Source organism: Nocardia sp. NPDC019219, assembly GCF_040632645.1.
GTDB classification, from domain to species: domain Bacteria; phylum Actinomycetota; class Actinomycetes; order Mycobacteriales; family Mycobacteriaceae; genus Nocardia; species Nocardia sputorum.
Map to the genome: position 1 here is coordinate 185800 of NZ_JBEYCG010000002.1, position 17071 is coordinate 202870.

The window sequence follows — 17071 nt, forward strand, 5'->3', positions numbered from 1 at the left end:
AGGTCATCCCATGACCTGGTCGGATACCTTCGGCTCGCGAAAGTGTCGGCCGACGAGGAGGGCGATGTGCGTACCGTCGAGACGGAGGTGGTGTCGCCCGGTATCGGCGAGACCGCGACCGGTGCCGAGCGGCCCTGGAGCCTGCCCGCCCGGATCGCGTTCCGCTTCGTCTTCGCCTACTTCGGGCTGTTCTGTGTGCTGTTCGCGCAGATCCTCTTCGTGTTCACCGGCATCCTGAGCAGGTGGCTGCCGGAAAACGCGATCCAGTGGCAGATGCGCGTGACGAACCCGCTGGTGAGCTGGGTCGGCGACCACGTCTTCGGCGTGGATGCCGTCTTGCGCGAGGACTCCGGCAGCGGCGACCAAGCCGCCATCTGGCTGCTGATCTTCTGCGAATTCGTCGCGGCGGTGCTGATCACCCTGGTCTGGTCGATCCTCGATCGGCGCCGCCGGGAGTACACGACACTGCGCAACTGGTTCGTGATGTTCGTCCGGCTGTGCCTGGGCGGCCAGATGCTCTTCTACGGTCTCGCCAAGGCGATTCCGGCGCAGATGCCCGCGCCGTCGCTCACCGCGCTCCTGCAACCGTACGGGACGATGAGCCCGGCATCGGTGCTCTGGAACCAAGTCGGCGCCGCGCCCGCGTACGAAATCCTGCTCGGGACGGCCGAAGTGCTCGGCGGTCTGCTGCTGTTCCTGCCCCGCACCGCGACGGCGGGCGCGTTGCTCAGCCTGGTGAGCATGGCGCAGGTCTTCGTGCTGAACATGACCTACGACGTGCCGGTGAAGATCCTCTCGTTCCACCTGCTGCTGCTCGCGCTGCTCGTGCTGGCGCCGCAGGCCGGGCGGCTGGCGAATCTGCTCGTGCTGGAACGCCCGTCCGAACCGGCCACCCAGCCGCGGCTGTTCGGTTCCCGCCGCGCCAACCGGATCGCGGCGACGGTGCAAGTGGCGCTGGGGTTGTGGGTGCTGGTCAGTGGTGCGCACATCGGCTGGCAAGCCTGGCGCGAGTCGGGCGACGGCGCGCCGAAGCCTCCGTTGTACGGCATCTGGACCGTCGGCGAGTTCACCAGGGACGGGCATCCCACGCCGCCGCTGATCACCGACGAGGCCCGCTGGCGCCGGTTGATCTTCGATCGCGAGCACACAACGGTGCAGAAGATGGACGACTCGTTCCTGCCCGTCGTGGCCGTGATCGACGAAGCCGCGCACACCCTCGTCCTGTCGGAAGCGAAGTCGCCGGACGCCGAGCCCGCGCGTTGGGGCGCCTTCACCTTCACCCAGCCCGCCACGGACACGTTGCGCCTCACCGGTGAGCTGAACGGGACACCCGTGACGTTGTCGCTCGACCGGATAGATCTGAACTCCTTCACGCTGCGCAGCCGGGGCTTCCATTTCGTGCAGGAATACCCGTACTTCCGCTGACCCGAGTCCGGCGGCGGCTCGCGATCCCGCCGAAACGCGCTACGGCCACCGCACTTTTCGATACCTTCGGTCTGCACCGACTCGGACTGGAGGGGCCGCCGTGACCGAAGCGATCCTCGACCGGACGGAAGCCGCGGACGCGGAGCGTTCCGGTATCCGCCCGTGGCGCGCGACGACACGGGTGGCGTTCCGCTTCGGTTTCCTGTACTTCGGGCTGTTCTGCCTGGTGTACCCGTCGATCGCTCCGGAGTTCCTCGGACTGACGCGCGAATGGCTGCCGGACTGGGTGAACTCCGGCGCCGCCCGCGCGCTGCGCCCGGTGGTCGAGTGGACCGGTACCCGGGTGTTCGGCACATCCGTCACGGCGAACACGGCGTCGATCAGTGGCGACCAGGCCTACTTCTGGGTGCTGGTGTTCGTCCTGCTCGTGGTCGCGGTGCTCGCAACGCTGATCTGGAGCGCGCTGGATCGGGACCGGCCGCACTACCGGGCCGTGCAGCCGTGGTTCCTGCTGTTCGTGCGGTTGTGCCTGGCCGGGCAGCTGGTCGCCTACGGCATGGCGAAGGCCATCCCCACTCAGATGCCGCCGACGCCGCTGAGCCGGTTGCTCGAGCCCTACGGGAATTTCAGTCCGATGGCGGTGCTCTGGAATCACATCGGGGTGTCGCCGCACTACGAAATCCTGCTCGGCTGCGCGGAATTGCTCGGCGGCGTGCTGCTGTTCGTGCCGCGCACCGCACTGGTGGGCGCGATGCTGAGCCTGGTCTGCACGACACAGGTGTTCGTGCTCGACATGACCTACGACGTGCCCGCGAAGATCCTGTCGTTCCACCTGATGCTGCTGTGCCTGGTGCTGCTGGCCCCGGAGGCCGGGCGTCTGGTGCACGTGCTCGTGCTGGACCGGCCGACCGGACCGTCCACCACGCCGCCGCTACTGCGCACGCCGCGGGCGAATCGGATCGCGGCCGCGGTGCAGATCGCACTCGGGGTGTGGTTGGTGTTCTCGAACGCGCACACCGGCTGGGAAAGATGGACCGAACAGGGCGCAGGACGACCGGAACCTCCGTTGTACGGCATCTGGGCGGTCACCGAGTTCAGCGTGGACGGCAAAGCGCTGCCACCGCTGACCACCGACCAATTGCGTTGGCAGCGCATCGTCTTCGACCGCGACGGGGCCTCCGTGCAGCGGATGGACGGGCAGTTGGTTCCGGTGCTCGCCCAAGTCGATCCCGGTGCGCGCACGCTGGTCATGGTCGCGCCACCGGCGGCCGTCGGCGACCGACCACAACCCTTGGCGAGTTTCGGATTCGACCGGCCCGGACCCCAGCGGCTGACGTTGACGGGCACGCTGGCCGGACAGCCGGTCTCGATGGCGCTGACCTCGGTCGCGCTCGACGACTTCCCGCTGCGCAGCCGCGGATTCCACTGGGTGCAGGAATATCCGTACTTCCGCTGAGCCGGTGGCTCAGGCCTCCAGATCGTCGGCGGACCCGATGTCCTCGTGCCACAGCGCGGGATGCTCGGCGATGAACCGGCTCATCAGATCGATGCAGCGCCGGTCCTCCAGGACGGTGACCGCGACGCCGTGCCCGGCGAGCCATTTGTGCCCGCCGGAGAAGGTCTGCGACTCTCCGACCACCACCGCGCCGATGCCGAACTGGCGGACCAGGCCGCTGCAGTACCAGCACGGCGAGAGCGTGGTGACCATGATGGTGCCGCGGTAGTCGCGCCGCCGTCCCGCCGCGCGGAAGGCGTCGGTCTCGGCGTGCATGCTGGGGTCGCCCGACTGGACCCGGCGGTTACGCCCGCGCCCGAGCAGCGTGCCGCCCGTGTCGAAGAGGGCGGCGCCGATCGGGATCCCGCCTTCGGCGAGTCCGCGCAGCGCCTCGTCGTAGGCCACGTCGAGCAGTCGTTCCGGTGTGAGCTGCTTCATCGTCCGCCTTTCCGAGCGACTCCACCGCAACCTACCGCCGCGGGCGGCCGGTTCGCTCGTTACCGCTGGTCACAGTTGTCGGTCGGGTCGGTGGTCCACGCCTCGGCCGTCCGCGGCCGCGCCCGGTCAGCGCTGCGAACCGGCTCCGGCTACCCGCGGCTTCGCTCGCCGCGGCTGCTCGAGCTGCGGGCATGCCGGTCGATTGCCGGTGCCGGACGGTCACGCCGTAGGCTCGAAACTTGTGCCGAACACGTCAGACGCAACGCAAGACCCGCCGACCGGCGACCCGAACTACCTGGTCGGGCTCGATCTGCACGGACGGCGCGTCGTCGTGGTCGGCGGTGGGTCGGTCGCCCAGCGCCGACTGGGACTGCTGATCGCCTCCGGCGCGGACGTCCACGTGGTGAGCCGCGCGGTCACGCCCGCGGTCGAGGGGATGGCGACCTCCGGGCAGATCACCGTCACGCTGCGCGCTTACGCCGACGGCGACCTCGACGGCGCCTGGTACGCGATCGCGTGCACCGACGAGCCCGAGACCAACGCGGCGGTGGTCGCCGAGGCGACCCGGCGGCGGATCTTCTGCGTGCGTGCCGACACGGCGCGGCTGGGCACCGCGGTCACCCCGGCCACCGCGCGCTACGACGGGCTGACGCTCGGCGTGCTGGCGAGTGGGCAGCACCGGCGCTCGGCGGCCGTGCGCAACGCGTTGCTGGAAGCCCTGCAATCCGGTGTGGTGAGCGACGACTCGACGCCCGTCGCGCCCGGCGTCGCCCTGGTCGGCGGTGGGCCGGGCGACCCCGATCTGATCACCGTGCGGGGGCGGCGGCTGCTGGCCAGGGCGGATCTGGTGGTCGCCGACCGGCTCGCGCCGCCGGAGCTGCTGGCCGAACTCGGCCCGGAGGTCGAGGTGGTCGACGCCGCCAAGATCCCGTACGGGCGGGCGATGGCGCAGGAGGCGATCAACAACGCCCTGATCGAAGGCGCGAAGGCGGGCAAATTCGTGGTGCGGCTCAAGGGCGGCGACCCGTACGTGTTCGGGCGCGGCTACGAAGAACTCGAGGCCTGTGTGGCCGCCGGGGTCCCGGTCACGGTGGTGCCCGGCGTCACCAGTCCGATCTCGGTGCCCGCCGCCGCGGGTATCCCGGTGACCCACCGCGGCGTCACCCACGAGTTCGTGGTGGTGAGCGGGCACGTCGCGCCCGACCATCCGGATTCGCTGGTGGACTGGCCCGCGCTGGCCCGCCTGCGCGGCACCCTGGTGCTGATGATGGCGGTCGAGCGGATCGAGCAGTTCGCCACCGCGCTGCTGAACGGCGGACGCCCGGCGGGCACACCCGCCACCGTCATCCAGGAGGGCACGCTGCGCACCCAGCGTGTGCTGCGCGCCGATCTCGGCACGGTGGCCGCCCGGGTGCGCGCCGAAGGCATCCGCCCGCCCGCGATCGTGGTGATCGGCCCGACGGCCGGTTTCTCCGCCGACGCGGTCGTCCCGCACGCCGACTCGGCGGCAGGATAGCGTTCGCGGCCGCCCAGGGGAGCAGGGGCGGGCACGGGTGGTTCAGCCGGGATGTCGACCGGCTGGTTCACTGGGACCGCTCGTCGTCATGAGCCGGAAGGACCTGGGACTATGCCTTATCGCGTGGACTCGAGACAGCTGGTGGTCCGCGCCGACGGTGACCGGCCGGATCCCCGGGACCGCTCCCCGTCGCGCGTCCGGCCGGATCGGTGGGTGGACAAATGCGGCAGCGGCATCAATTACAGTGACTCACTGTGCTTCGGAACCCCGCTGCGACGATGCAGTATCCAGTGACGCAGCGGGCCTTCGGGCTCGCGATCCTAGTGCTGAGCGGATTGCAGCTCATGGTCGTGCTCGACGGCACGGTCGTGATCTTCGCGCTGCCGCGGCTGCAAGAGGAGATGGGGTTGTCCAGCGCGGGCAGCGCGTGGACGGTGACCTCCTACGGGCTGACCTTCGCGGGCCTGATGCTGCTCGGCGGCAGGCTCGGCGACGCCTTCGGCCGCAAGCGCATGCTGGTCGTCGGCGTCGCGGTGTTCACGCTGGCCTCGCTGTTGTGCGGGCTCGCGCAGAACCAAGCCATGCTGCTGGCGGCGCGGGCCTTCCAGGGCGCGGGCGCGGCGGTGGCGGCGCCCACCGCGTTCGCTCTGGTGGCGACGACCTTCGCGCCGGGCAAGGCGCGCAACCAGGCGATCGCGATCGTCGGCTCGATGGTCGGCATCGGGTCCGTCGGCGGGCTCGTGGTCGGCGGCGCGCTGACCCAGCTGTCGTGGCGATGGATCTTCCTGATCAACGTCCCGATCGGCGCGCTGATCATCCTCGGCGCGGCCTACAAACTCGCCGACACCGAACATCACCGCTCGGCGCTCGACATCCCGGGCGCCGTGCTCGGCACCATCGCCTGCGCGTCGATCGTGTTCGGCGCCACCGAGGGCCCGGAACTCGGGTGGGGGCATCCGGCGATCATCGGCTCGCTGATCGCGGGCGTCGTGCTGCTGATCGTCTTCGTGGCGCTGGAACGGCGGGTGGACGACCCGCTGCTGCCGTGGTCGCTGTTCGACAGCCGCGACCGCGTCGCCACCTTCCTGCTGATCTTCCTGGCCGGCGGTGTGCTGGGCGCGATGACCTTCTTCGTCGCCCAGTTCATGCAGAACGTCATCGGATACGGTCCGCTCAAGGCGGGCGTCGCGGCGATCCCGTTCACCGTCGGCATCGGCATCGGCGGCGCGGTGGCCTCCAAGGCCGCGCTGTACGTCGCGCCGCGCTGGCTGCTCGCGGGCGCGGCCGTGGTGCTCGGCGGGGGATTGCTGTTCGGTTCAACCCTCGACGGCGAGGTGCTGTACTTCGCGACGCTGCTGCCGCTGCTGGTGGTGATCGGTTTCGGCGTCGGCGTCGCGATGGTGCTCTCGCCGCTGTGTGTGCTGGTCGGCGTGCCGCCGGCCAATATCGGCCCGCTGGCCGCGGTCGGGCAGATGTTCATGAACCTGGCCACGCCGGTGGCGATCGGCCTGCTCACCCCGATCGCCGCTTCTCGCACCCTGTCGCTCGGCGGCCGCACCGAGAAGGTGGCCGGGATGACATCCGCGGAGATCGCCGCGCTGGGCGACGGCTACACCCTGGTGCTGTTCGTCTGCGCCCTCATCGCGTTCGCGGCCGGACTGGTCGCCTTGACGCTGCGCTTCACTCCGCAACAACTGGCCATGGCCCAGCACGCCCAGGAAGAAGCACAGCAAGTGTGAGTGGCTGAATCAGTCCTACGGCGGCGTATGCCTTAAATCGCCGTTTTCCCTCGAGGTGCCCGGCTCACCTCGACCACGTCTTTCGAGCGAAGCGAGACCGAGCATCCGCCGTTCGCGGCCCAGCTCGCGCACACGCGAGCCATAAGGGGGCCGCGGACACCAGCGCCGAAGGCGCTGAAATCAGAACCGCCCCGCCACCCGGCGGGGTGTGACGCGCACGATGATGCGCGGACCGTCGTTGACGGAGGCGGGGTTGAAGTCCGCGTACTTCTGTCCGGTGTACTTCATGGACAGTTCGTTGGGCAGGGTCTTCTCCGGGTCGGGCGTGATGGTCGCGCTGCCCCGGATCTCCGCGTAGACATACGGGTTGTCCGGCGGGTTGATCAGCAGGGTGATGCGCGGGTCACGCGCGAGGTTCTTGCCTTGCTGACGATCGGTCGTGGTGGAGAAGAGCAGGTCGTCGCCGTCGCGCTTCAGCCAGATCACGGTCAGATGCGGTTGCCCGTTGGGTCCGATCGTGGCTGCGGTGGCGAAGACCTTCTCTTCGTCCAGGTACTTCTTGAGGCCCTCGGAAAGTTCTGCGGTGCTGGTCACGTTCTCAGCGAACAACGGCGCGCCGCAAGGAATTCCCGTCGGCTCGGCGCATACGGGCCGCCGAAAGCACGGTGGACCGGACCAGGCGCTGATCTGCGACGTGTGGTCGAGGATTGCTCCCTCGGTCATCGGTGGGACGCCGCCGTACCCGCAGGCGCTCGCGGGTACCCCGGTGGAGGGCCGCCTGGGTGCTCGGGGTCCGTGCGGTAGCTCTCGCACGCCGGTTGCCTGCCATTCCGGGGCGGTCCCGGCGTTTCCGACCGGAGCGCTGTCGGCTCCTATCGGTTCTGCGGGAAGCCGAGGTTCAGTCCGCCGTGGCTGGGATCGAGCCAGCGGGTGGTGACCGCTTTGGTGCGGGTGAAGAACCGCACGCCGTCGGCGCCGTGCGCGTGCGCGTCACCGAACAGCGAGTTCTTCCAGCCGCCGAAGCTGTAATAGGACATCGGAACCGGGATCGGCACGTTGATGCCGACCATCCCCACTTCCACCTCGTTGTGGAAGCGGCGAGCGGCGCCGCCGTCGTTGGTGAACAGGGCGGTGCCGTTGCCGTAGGGGTTGGCGTTGATCAGCGCCAGCGCGTCGTCATAGGTGTCGACGCGCACCACCGACAGCACGGGGCCGAAGATCTCGTCGGTGTAGACGCTCATGTCCGTGGCGACGTTGTCGAGAATCGTCGGCCCGAGCCAGAACCCGTCGGTCGCGCCGTCGGCTTCGACGCCCCGGCCGTCGAGAATCACGGTGGCTCCGGCGGATTCGCCCGCCGCGATGTAGTCCGCGACGCGGTCGCGGTGCGCGCGGGTGACCAGCGGACCCATGTCCGCGCCGCGGGTGCCGTCGCCGGTTTTGATGGTGGCGGCCCGTTCGGCGATCTTGCCGACCAGCTCGTCGGCTGCCCCGCCCACCGCGACCACCACGCTGATCGCCATGCACCGCTCGCCCGCCGAGCCGAATCCGGCGTTCACCGCGGCGTCGGCGGCCAGGTCCAGGTCCGCGTCCGGCAGCACCACCATGTGGTTCTTCGCGCCGCCGAGCGCCTGCACCCGCTTGCCCGCGGCGGTGCCGCGCTGATAGACGTACCGGGCGATCGGCGTCGAGCCGACGAACGAGACGGCCTTGACGACCGGATTGTCCAGGAGTTCGTCGACCGCGACCTGGTCGCCCTGAACCACGGTGAACACGCCTGCGGGCAATTCGGCTTCGGCCCACAGCCGCGCCAGCCACAGCGACGGGGACGGGTCCTTCTCGCTCGGTTTGAGGACCACCGTGTTGCCCGCGGCGATGGCGATCGGGAAGAACCACATCGGCACCATCGCGGGGAAGTTGAACGGCGAGATGATCGCGACCGGGCCGAGCGGCTGGCGGATGGAGAAGATGTCGACCTTGGTCGAGGCGTTCTCGGTGTAGCCGCCCTGGAGCAGATGCGGAATGCCGCAGGCGAACTCGACGACTTCCAGGCCGCGGCTCACCTCGCCGATCGCGTCCGCGAGCACCTTGCCGTGTTCGGCGGTGATCAGCCGGGCCAGCTCCTCCTTGCGCTCGTTCAGCAGCTCACGGAAGCGGAACAGGATCTGGGTGCGCCGGGTCAGCGAGGTGTCCCGCCACGCCGGGAAAGCCTTCGCGGCGGAATCGATCGCCGCGCGGGTGTCGGCGACGTTCGCCAGCGTGACCTCCCCGGTCACCACGCCGGTCGCCGGATTGGTCACCGGGGCGGTCGTCCCGCCGGTGCCTGCGAAGGCCTTGCCGTCGAGCCAGTGCGCGATGGTCTGCATGTCTCCTCGATTCGCTCGGTGGGCATCGGCGGTGCCGCCGCTCCGGCCGGGGCGCGAACGCGGCTCGACTACCACTGTCCGGCATACACCCTTCACCCTGCGCCGACGATCCGTACGGGATCTCCGGTGAGTACCGCGCTCAGGTGATGATCAAGAGTTCGGTCGGCGACGCGATCTCGGTTCGCAGCCCGGCCTTGGCCGCCACTCGCGCGACGCCCCGCACGTCGGCCGGTTCCGCTCTGGTGAGCACGAGGGCCCGCGCCAGCAGGCCCTTGTGGTGCTTGTTGAAATGACTCACCACCGTGCGGGAGCCGTCCGGATGCTCGGTGAGCACGTTGGCGGTGATCGCGCCGGGGACCCGCCCCAGCTGCTGATAGGTGCCCGAGCGCAGGTCGACCACGAGTTCATCGCCTGCCTCGGCGCGCAGGGCGGTGGCCAGCTCGTCGCGCCACACCGCCGAAAGGGTTGGCAATCCCGGCAGTTTCGAGCCGCCGGACAGGCGATAGGCGGGAATCGGGTCACCGGCGCGGACCGCGCCGAACAGGGCGGAGCCGATGCCGAGCCGCGCGTATGCCTTGGCTCGCTGCGCCTTGGTGAACGAGCGCGCGTCGAGCGCGTCGTAGAGGACGCCGGTGTAGCGCTCGAGCGCGGGACGGGTCGGCGAGGTGCGCAGCGCCGCGTTGCGCGCGATCTCGCCGTCGGCCCCCTTGCCGAGACCCAGCGCGGCTCTGGAGCCTTCCGGGTCGGCCGCCAACCGCACCACTTCCTCGATCAGCCGGGCGCGCACCGCGGTGAGCTGCGGCATCGCCAGGGAGTCCAGCGCGAGCGGCGCCCCGGCGCCGCCATCGGACTTGGTTTCGGAAGGAGGCAGCAGCACCAGCACGAACGAATACGGTAATGCGCTGGGAGCGGCGTCCGGCCAGCGACTACCCTGTGCTTCCGTGATCACCCGCCTCTCCCGCCTGTTCCTGCGAACCCTCCGCGACGACCCCGCCGACGCCGAGGTGCCCAGCCACAAGCTCTTGGTCCGTGCCGGCTACGTGCGCCGCGTCGCCCCGGGTGTCTACTCGTGGCTGCCGCTGGGCCTGCGCGTGCTGCGCAAGGTCGAGGACGTGGTGCGCGCGGAGATGGACGCGATCGGCGCACAGGAGATCTCACTACCCGCGCTACTGCCGCGCGAACCGTACGAGACCACCAACCGGTGGACCGAGTACGGCGACGGCCTGTTCCGGCTGCGCGACCGCAAGGGCGCGGACTACCTGCTCGGCCCCACCCACGAGGAGCTCTTCGCGCTCACCGTGAAGGGCGAGTACAGCTCCTACAAGGACCTGCCCGTCACGCTGTACCAGATCCAGACCAAGTACCGCGACGAGGAGCGGCCCCGCGCGGGCATCCTGCGCGGGCGCGAGTTCGTCATGAAGGACTCCTACTCCTTCGACCTGGACGAGGACGGCCTGAAAGCCAGCTACCACGCGCATCGCCAGGCCTACCAGCGCATCTTCGACCGGCTGCGGGTCAAGTACGTCATCGTCGCCGCCACCTCCGGCGCGATGGGCGGAAGCGCGTCGGAGGAGTTCCTCGCCGACAGCCCGGTGGGCGAGGACACCTACGTGCGCTGCCCGGAATCCGGCTACGCGGCCAATGTGGAGGCGGTGGTCACGCCCGCGCCCGAACCGCTGCCGATCGAAGGGCAGCCCGAGGCTGTCGTGCACGACACCCCGGACACCCCGACCATCGCGACGCTGGTGGACTGGGCCAACAACGCCGGTATCGCCGAGCGCTACGGCCGCCCGGTCACCGCGGCCGACACCTTGAAGAACGTCATGGTCAAGCTGCGCCACCCGGACGGGAAGAGCGAGATCGTCGGCATCGGCGTCCCCGGTGACCGCGAGGTCGACGACAAGCGCCTCGGCGCTTCCGTCGAACCGGCCGAGGTGGAACTGCTCACCGAAGCCGACTTCGCCGAGAATCCGTTCCTCGTCAAGGGGTACATCGGCCCGAAGGCCCTGCAGGCCAACGGTGTTCGCTACCTGGTCGATCCCCGCGTCGGCACCGGCACCAGCTGGATCACCGGCGCCGACGAACCGGGCAAGCACGTCGTCGGCCTGGTCGCGGGCCGCGACTTCACTCCGGACGGGACCATCGAGGCCGCCGAGGTCCGCGACGGCGACCCCTCGCCCGACGGCCGGGGCACGCTGGTGGCGGCGCGCGGCATCGAGATCGGTCACATCTTCCAGCTCGGCAACAAGTACACCGACGCGTTCGAGGTGGACGTGCTCGGCGAGAACGGCAAGCCGGTGCGGCTGACCATGGGCTCCTACGGCATCGGCGTCTCGCGGATGGTCGCGGTGATCGCCGAGCAGCAGCACGACGACAAGGGGTTGCGCTGGCCCGCGGCGGTCGCGCCGTACGACGTGCATGTCGTCATCGCGAACAAGGACGACGCGGCCCGCGCCGGAGCCGAAGAGGTGGTGTCCGGCCTGCACGCCCAGGGCCTGGACGTGCTATTCGACGACCGCACCGCCTCGCCGGGCGTGAAGTTCAAGGACGCCGAGCTGCTCGGCATGCCGCTGGTGCTGGTGATCGGCCGCGGCTGGGCCGAGGGCAAGGTGGAGCTGCGCGATCGCTTCACCGGCGAGACCGAGGAACTCCCCGCCGCGTCCGCGGTGGACGCGGTCGTGGCCAGGGTCCGGGGCTGATCCGATGCCGAAGCGGCCCCCGGCGTGATGCGCCGGGGGCCGTTCGCCTTCGCGCCGAACCGCAGGGAGCGTAGCGCGGCTACCTACGCCACCGTAACCTGTATTCGCTGGTCACGGATCCGCTGACCTCGTCCACGCTGCTGTTACCCGCTGGTAAGTTAACCGGCATGACAAACACCGACGTGCGGTTGTTCAACCCCGCCACCTATGACCCGCAGCAGTTCGACGCCGAGACGCGGCGCCTGTTGCGCGCCACGATCGAGTGGTTCGAGGGCCGGGGTAAGCAGCGTCTGCTCGCCGACGACGCGAACGCGGTGTGGACGGCCGACTTCCTCGACTTCGTGAAGAAGGAGAAGCTGTTCGCCACCTTCCTGACGCCCGCCGCGTACGCCGACGGCGATCCGAACCGCCGCTGGGACGCCGCGCGCAACGCCGCGCTGTCGGAGATCTTCGGCTTCTACGGTCTGGCGTATTGGTACGCCGAGCAGGTGACCATCCTCGGCCTCGGCCCGATCTGGCAGAGCGACAACGAGACGGCCAAGAAGCGCGCGGCCGCCGATCTGGCCGACGGCGAGGTGATGGCGTTCGGCCTGTCCGAGCAGACCCACGGCGCCGACATCTACAACACCGACCTGGTGCTCACCCCGACCGAGCCGGGCAGCGCGGACGCCGAGGCGGGCATCCTCTTCCGCGCCGACGGGGAGAAGTACTACATCGGCAACGGCAACGTGGCCAGCATGGTGTCGGTGTTCTCCCGCCGCGCCGACCTCGAAGGCGCCGACGCCTATGTCTGGTTCGCCGCCGACTCCCGCCACGAGAACTACCGTCTGCTCGGCAACGTCGTGCATCAGCAGATGTACGTGAGCACCTTCCGGCTGGAGAACTACCCGGTGCGCGCCGAGGACATCCTGCACACCGGGCCCGAGGCCTTCTCCGCCGCGCTGAACACCGTGAACGTGGGCAAGTTCAACCTCTGCCACGGCGGAATCGGCATGGTCGAGCACTCCTTCTACGAGGCGATCACCCACGCGAACAACCGGATCCTCTACGGCAATCCGGTCACCGACTTCCCGCACGTGCGGTCGAATTTCGTCGACGCCTACGCGCGCATCGTCGCGATGAAGCTGTTCAGCGACCGCGCGATCGACTACTTCCGCAGTGCGAGCCTGGAGGACCGCCGGTACCTGCTGTTCAACCCGATGACGAAGTCCAAGGTGACCTCCGAGGGCGAGACCGTCATGACGTTGCTGCTGGATGTGCTGGCCGCCAAGGGATTCGAGAAGAACACCTACTTCGCCGAGGTCCAACGGCTGATCAGCACGCTGCCCCGGCTGGAGGGCACGGTACACGTGAACGTCGGGCAGATCCTGAAGTTCATGCCCAACTACCTGTTCGACCCGCAGGACTACCCGGAGATCGGCACCCGGCAGGACGCGGCCGACGATGCGTTCTTCTGGCGCCAGGGCCCCGCGCGCGGGGCGGGCAAGGTGCGCTTCGCCGACTGGACCCCCGTCTACGACAAGCACGCCGACATCCCCAACGTGGGCCGGTTCTACCAGCAGGCGCAGGCGCTGCGCACGCTGCTGACCACGGCGGCGCCGGACGCGGACCAGCAGAAGGACCTGGACTTCATGCTGACCATCGGTCACCTGTTCTCCCTGGTGGTCTACGGCCAGTTGATCCTGGAGCAGGCCGCGATCACCGGCCTGGACCGGGACCTGATCGACCAGATCTTCGACTTCCAGATCCGCGATTTCAACGCCTACGCCACCGCCCTGTACGGCAAGCCCTCGGCAACCCCCGACCAGCAGGGCTGGGCCGCGTCCGCGCTGCGGCCACCGGTCGCCGATCGCCCGCGCTTCGACCGGGTGTGGGCCGAGGTGGCGTCCTACGACGGCGCCTACGAGATGCGGCCGTAGCAGTCGCGTGTCGAGCGAACGGCGGCCCGAGCTGTCCGCCGTCCGCCGTTCGCGTCGTTCCTCTGCGGGGCAGCAGATCTCGTGCCCGGCCGGGTCAGACCTTGCCCGGAAACGCGACCGTGGGCGGATTCGCGCCGAGGATCGACTGCCACGCGGCCAGCCGGACGGCGGCCTCGGTGAGCGCTTCGACACCGGTGCGCCGGATGGCCATGGAGTCGGCGCGCTCGACCACCGACCGCCAGGCGACCGCGGTGTCGGACTCGACCGTCACGGCCAGCCGGGCGGCCGAGATCGGATCGGTCACGGCGAACGGCACCGTGTAGGCCGCGTCCGGCGGTGGCACCGTCGCGCCGCCCAGTGCGAGGGTGTCCACGGTGGCGTCGCGGCGAGCCCGGTGAGCGGCGGTGTGCTCGGCGACCACCCTGGTGCGCTCGGGCGAGGCGTAGGCGGCGATCACCCCGTAGGCGTACACCGCGCCGTATTCGGCGTTCAGCGCGTCGATGAGCGCTCGGCGTTCCTCCTCGGTCATGCCAGCAACACCCCCGCCTGCACCGCGCAGGCCGCGCTGATCGACGCGAGCAGACCGGCTCGGTAGCCGGTCAGAGCGCGAGCGAGCTCGGCCGACGATTTCTGGGCGGCGGTGAGCTGCGTACGTAGCGAATCCACGCTCGGCGGCGTGGTGGGCGGCACGGCGCTGCCCGAAGCCACGGCCGACGGGCCGGATGCACTGGCGCGCGTGCGGTGCGCCGGTTTGGTGCCGTCGGCGTAAACGCCGATCGCGCGGTCGATCTCGGTGCGCAAGGCGTCGGCGTGGGCGGTGCGCTCGGCCGCGATCGCCGACAACGCGGCGTGCCGGTCGGGTGCGATGGCGATGGCCGCGGTCGCGGCCGCGGCGTCGGCGCGCGCGGCGATCTCCTGTGCGGCAAGCGGATCCGGCTCGTGAACCACGTCGTCACCGGTGCAACCGGCCAGCGCGCCGAGAGCGAGCACCCCGGCCGTTCCGCCGCCCGCGAGACGCAACGCGGTGCGGCGATCCATGGCGGTGCGGTGGGGCTCGTGCCGGTCGGATGGCATGCCGGTGGTGCGCCCGGCACACGGCGGGGCGGGAAGGCGGATGGGCACGGCACTATCGTGCCAGACTCGCGAGGCTGCGCCGGACCAGCGTCGGTCGTGGCGTGCGCAGTCCTCGACCACTGGTCCTTTACACTCTCGTGGCGCGTTACGCTAGACCTTCGGTAGAGAATTCTCCCGCCGCGTCACAACTGAACCAGGAGCCGCCCCATATGCCGATGCCGACCGAGGAAAGGGTGAGCCAGCTCGTAGCTGGTCTCGTCGAACGCCGAGGATTCGACCTCGAGGGCGTCGAGATCTCGACGGCGGGCACGCGCGTGGACGCGCAGGCTCGGGTGCAGGTGACCGTGGACCGCGACACCTCCGATCTGGATTCCCTGGCGAGTCTGAGCACCGAGTTGTCGGCGCTGCTGGACGACGCCGGGGAGTTCGGCGAGACGCCCTACCTGCTGGAGGTCACGACCCCCGGGATCGACCGCCCGTTGACCGCCGCCCGGCACTGGCGGCGGGCGCAGGGGCGGAAGGTACGCGTCCGGCTGCGTGCGGATGCGCAACCGCCGGAAGGATCGGCGACCTTCGAGGCCAGGGTCGGCGCGCTCACGGGGGATTCCGTGGCGCTGGTGCTCGGCGGCAAACGCGACCCGCACCGGGTGACAGTTCCGCTGGCCGACATCGCCACGGCCGTCGTCCAGGTCGAGTTCTCGCCTCCGGGCGCGCGGGAACTGGAACTCGCGGGCGGAGTCGTTCCGGGGCGGCCCGCTCCGGGCCAGGAAGACGCGGTGGCGGTCGACGACGCCGCGCAGCTTCGAGGAACACCGAATGCACCATCCGAATCCGTAACAGCGTCCGATTCGCCGACCGAAGGGATCGTGGAATGAACATCGAAATCGAAGCCCTGCGCGCGATCGTCGCCGACAAGGGGATCTCGATCGAGACCGTGATCTCCGCGATCGAGTCGGCGCTGCTCACCGCGTACCGCCACACCGAGGGCCACCAGCCGAACGCGCGCATCGACATCAACCAGAAGACCGGCGTGGTCCGGGTGATGGCGCGCGAGGTGGACGCCGACGGCAACGTGATCTCCGAATGGGACGACACCCCGGAGGGATTCGGCCGGATCGCGGCGACCACCGCCAGGCAGGTCGTGCTGCAGCGGCTGCGCGACGCGGAGAACGAGAAGTCCTTCGGCGAGTTCTCCACCCACGAGGGCGACATCGTCGGCGGCGTGGTGCAGCGTGACGCGCGCGCCAACGCCCGCGGCACCGTCGTGGTGCGCATCGGCAGCGAGCTGCACGGCACGGAGGGATTGATCCCGCCCGCCGAGCAGGTGCCGGGCGAGACCTACGAGCACGGCGACCGGATCAAGTGTTACGTCGTCGGCGTCTCCCGGGGTCCGCGCGGCCCGCAGATCACGCTCTCGCGCACCCACCCGAACCTGGTGCGGCGGCTGTTCGCGCTGGAGGTGCCGGAAATCGCGGACGGCTCGGTGGAGATCGTCGCCGTGGCCCGCGAGGCGGGGCACCGATCCAAGATCGCGGTGCGCACCACGGTGCCCGGGGTCAACGCCAAGGGCGCCTGTATCGGGCCCATGGGGCAGCGCGTGCGCAACGTGATGAGCGAACTGGCCGGCGAGAAGATCGACATCATCGACTACGCCGAGGATCCGGCGGCGTTCGTCGGCAATGCCCTCTCGCCGTCGAAAGTGGTATCGGTCACCATCGTCGACGCCGAGGCCAGGGCGGCCCGCGTCGTGGTGCCCGATTTCCAGCTCTCCCTGGCCATCGGCAAGGAGGGGCAGAACGCCCGCCTGGCCGCGCGCCTGACCGGCTGGCGCATCGATATCCGCAGCGACGCCGCTCCCGGTGACATGGGCGGATCCGTCCGGACGGAGGCGCATCGGAGTTGACCGGAGCCCGCCCGCGGAGTGCTCGGGATGACAGGTTCGTAACTTCCGCGGGGGAGGGGTTCGGCGTTCCGAGCGTGGCAGCGGTAGAGTGGTCCAAGGTTCAGTCCGAGCCTTCGGCTTCGATGCCCGATCGCACCACCGAGCAGCACCCGGCGCGCCAGCGCCGAGCCGCTCCCGTGCGGACGTGTATCGGGTGCCGGAAGCGCGAACTGGCCGTCGATCTGTTGCGGATCGTGGCTCGGGACCGTGAGACCGGAGACGGCTCCCACGTCCTCGAGATCGTTCCCGATCCGCGGCGCAGACTTCCCGGACGGGGTGCCTGGCTGCACCCCCTTTCGGCTTGTCTGCTCGCGGCAGAGCGGCGCCGAGCGATCGGCAGAGCACTACGAGTGTCCGGACATCTGGATATCTCAGCCCTGGAGCATTACCTCGAGAACAGGCACGAGCACTCATGAGCACACCGTGAAGTACCAACGATGAACGTCCATCGGAGATAACCC

15 protein-coding genes are annotated in these 17071 nt (G+C 69.7%); 9 read left to right on the plus strand and 6 right to left on the minus strand.

What is annotated here, in order from left to right:
* Window positions 1-66 precede the first annotated feature (66 nt).
* The gene (locus tag ABZ552_RS05210; protein ID WP_357435706.1) at window positions 67-1425 is read left to right on the plus strand and encodes a DoxX family protein; all 1359 of its coding nucleotides are present in this window, start codon (window positions 67-69) and stop codon (window positions 1423-1425) included.
* A gap of 100 nt (window positions 1426-1525) precedes the next feature.
* Window positions 1526-2881, plus strand: a complete 1356-nt coding sequence (locus ABZ552_RS05215; RefSeq protein ID WP_357435708.1) for a DoxX family protein — start codon at window positions 1526-1528, stop codon at window positions 2879-2881.
* Between the two features lie 9 nt (window positions 2882-2890).
* Here ABZ552_RS05215 and ABZ552_RS05220 read toward each other — a convergent pair whose 3' ends face one another.
* Window positions 2891-3334, minus strand: coding sequence for a nucleoside deaminase (locus tag ABZ552_RS05220; protein WP_281880836.1), 444 nt, complete (start codon window positions 3332-3334; stop codon window positions 2891-2893).
* A gap of 265 nt (window positions 3335-3599) precedes the next feature.
* Between ABZ552_RS05220 and cobA the strand changes: the two genes are divergently transcribed.
* Window positions 3600-4874, plus strand: a complete 1275-nt coding sequence (gene cobA / locus ABZ552_RS05225; RefSeq protein ID WP_281878624.1) for a uroporphyrinogen-III C-methyltransferase — start codon at window positions 3600-3602, stop codon at window positions 4872-4874.
* Window positions 4875-5152: 278 nt separating this feature from the next.
* A complete protein-coding gene (locus ABZ552_RS05230; protein WP_281878625.1) occupies window positions 5153-6613 on the plus strand; it encodes an MFS transporter in 1461 nt (486 codons plus the stop codon).
* 180 nt (window positions 6614-6793) lie between these two features.
* Here ABZ552_RS05230 and ABZ552_RS05235 read toward each other — a convergent pair whose 3' ends face one another.
* From ABZ552_RS05235 to yaaA, 3 genes are all read right to left on the minus strand, one after another.
* Window positions 6794-7207, minus strand: a complete 414-nt coding sequence (locus ABZ552_RS05235; protein WP_281878626.1) for a PPOX class F420-dependent oxidoreductase — start codon at window positions 7205-7207, stop codon at window positions 6794-6796.
* A gap of 278 nt (window positions 7208-7485) precedes the next feature.
* Window positions 7486-8976 carry a CoA-acylating methylmalonate-semialdehyde dehydrogenase gene (locus ABZ552_RS05240; RefSeq protein ID WP_281917745.1) on the minus strand — a complete coding sequence of 497 codons (1491 nt, stop codon included), beginning with the start codon at window positions 8974-8976 and terminating at the stop codon, window positions 7486-7488.
* Window positions 8977-9115: 139 nt separating this feature from the next.
* On the minus strand, window positions 9116-9859 hold the full coding sequence (gene yaaA / locus ABZ552_RS05245; protein WP_281880838.1) for a peroxide stress protein YaaA: 744 nt from the start codon (window positions 9857-9859) through the stop codon (window positions 9116-9118).
* A gap of 58 nt (window positions 9860-9917) precedes the next feature.
* Here yaaA and ABZ552_RS05250 point away from each other — a divergent pair, with 58 nt between their 5' ends.
* Together ABZ552_RS05250 and ABZ552_RS05255 are read left to right on the plus strand one after the other, a co-directional pair.
* On the plus strand, window positions 9918-11675 hold the full coding sequence (locus ABZ552_RS05250) for a proline--tRNA ligase (protein ID WP_281878630.1): 1758 nt from the start codon (window positions 9918-9920) through the stop codon (window positions 11673-11675).
* Between the two features lie 167 nt (window positions 11676-11842).
* On the plus strand, window positions 11843-13594 hold the full coding sequence (locus ABZ552_RS05255) for an acyl-CoA dehydrogenase family protein (RefSeq protein WP_357435711.1): 1752 nt from the start codon (window positions 11843-11845) through the stop codon (window positions 13592-13594).
* Between the two features lie 94 nt (window positions 13595-13688).
* Here the strand turns inward: ABZ552_RS05255 and ABZ552_RS05260 are convergent, their stop codons facing one another.
* Together ABZ552_RS05260 and ABZ552_RS05265 are read right to left on the minus strand one after the other, a co-directional pair.
* The gene (locus tag ABZ552_RS05260; protein ID WP_281878632.1) at window positions 13689-14123 is read right to left on the minus strand and encodes a ferritin-like domain-containing protein; all 435 of its coding nucleotides are present in this window, start codon (window positions 14121-14123) and stop codon (window positions 13689-13691) included.
* On the minus strand, window positions 14120-14716 hold the full coding sequence (locus tag ABZ552_RS05265; protein ID WP_350356369.1) for a hypothetical protein: 597 nt from the start codon (window positions 14714-14716) through the stop codon (window positions 14120-14122). Before ABZ552_RS05265 ends, ABZ552_RS05260 begins: the two co-directional genes overlap by 4 nt.
* Before the next feature lie 161 nt (window positions 14717-14877).
* On the opposite strand from ABZ552_RS05265, the gene rimP reads away from it, so the two are divergent.
* The 3 genes from rimP to ABZ552_RS05280 all read left to right on the plus strand — a co-directional run bounded on the left by rimP (window position 14878) and on the right by ABZ552_RS05280 (window position 17026).
* Window positions 14878-15543: a ribosome maturation factor RimP gene (rimP, locus tag ABZ552_RS05270; protein WP_281917747.1), complete on the plus strand. Its 666-nt coding sequence runs from the start codon at window positions 14878-14880 to the stop codon at window positions 15541-15543.
* Window positions 15540-16571: a transcription termination factor NusA gene (gene nusA / locus ABZ552_RS05275; protein WP_281878639.1), complete on the plus strand. Its 1032-nt coding sequence runs from the start codon at window positions 15540-15542 to the stop codon at window positions 16569-16571. Before rimP ends, nusA begins: the two co-directional genes overlap by 4 nt.
* 122 nt (window positions 16572-16693) lie before the next feature.
* The gene (locus tag ABZ552_RS05280) at window positions 16694-17026 is read left to right on the plus strand and encodes a YlxR family protein (protein ID WP_281878640.1); all 333 of its coding nucleotides are present in this window, start codon (window positions 16694-16696) and stop codon (window positions 17024-17026) included.
* Window positions 17027-17071 lie beyond the last annotated feature (45 nt).

Excerpts from the sequence above, each read along its gene's own strand:
- ABZ552_RS05230 (WP_281878625.1), top strand. The coding sequence starts at position 5,153 with ATGCAGTATCCAGTGACGCAGCGGGCCTTCGGGCTCGCGATCCTAGTG.
- ABZ552_RS05240 (WP_281917745.1), bottom strand. The coding sequence starts at position 8,976 with ATGCAGACCATCGCGCACTGGCTCGACGGCAAGGCCTTCGCAGGCACC.
- ABZ552_RS05255 (WP_357435711.1), top strand. The coding sequence starts at position 11,843 with ATGACAAACACCGACGTGCGGTTGTTCAACCCCGCCACCTATGACCCG.
- ABZ552_RS05260 (WP_281878632.1), bottom strand. The coding sequence starts at position 14,123 with ATGACCGAGGAGGAACGCCGAGCGCTCATCGACGCGCTGAACGCCGAA.
- rimP (WP_281917747.1), top strand. The coding sequence starts at position 14,878 with ATGCCGATGCCGACCGAGGAAAGGGTGAGCCAGCTCGTAGCTGGTCTC.
- nusA (WP_281878639.1), top strand. The coding sequence starts at position 15,540 with ATGAACATCGAAATCGAAGCCCTGCGCGCGATCGTCGCCGACAAGGGG.
- ABZ552_RS05280 (WP_281878640.1), top strand. The coding sequence starts at position 16,694 with ATGCCCGATCGCACCACCGAGCAGCACCCGGCGCGCCAGCGCCGAGCC.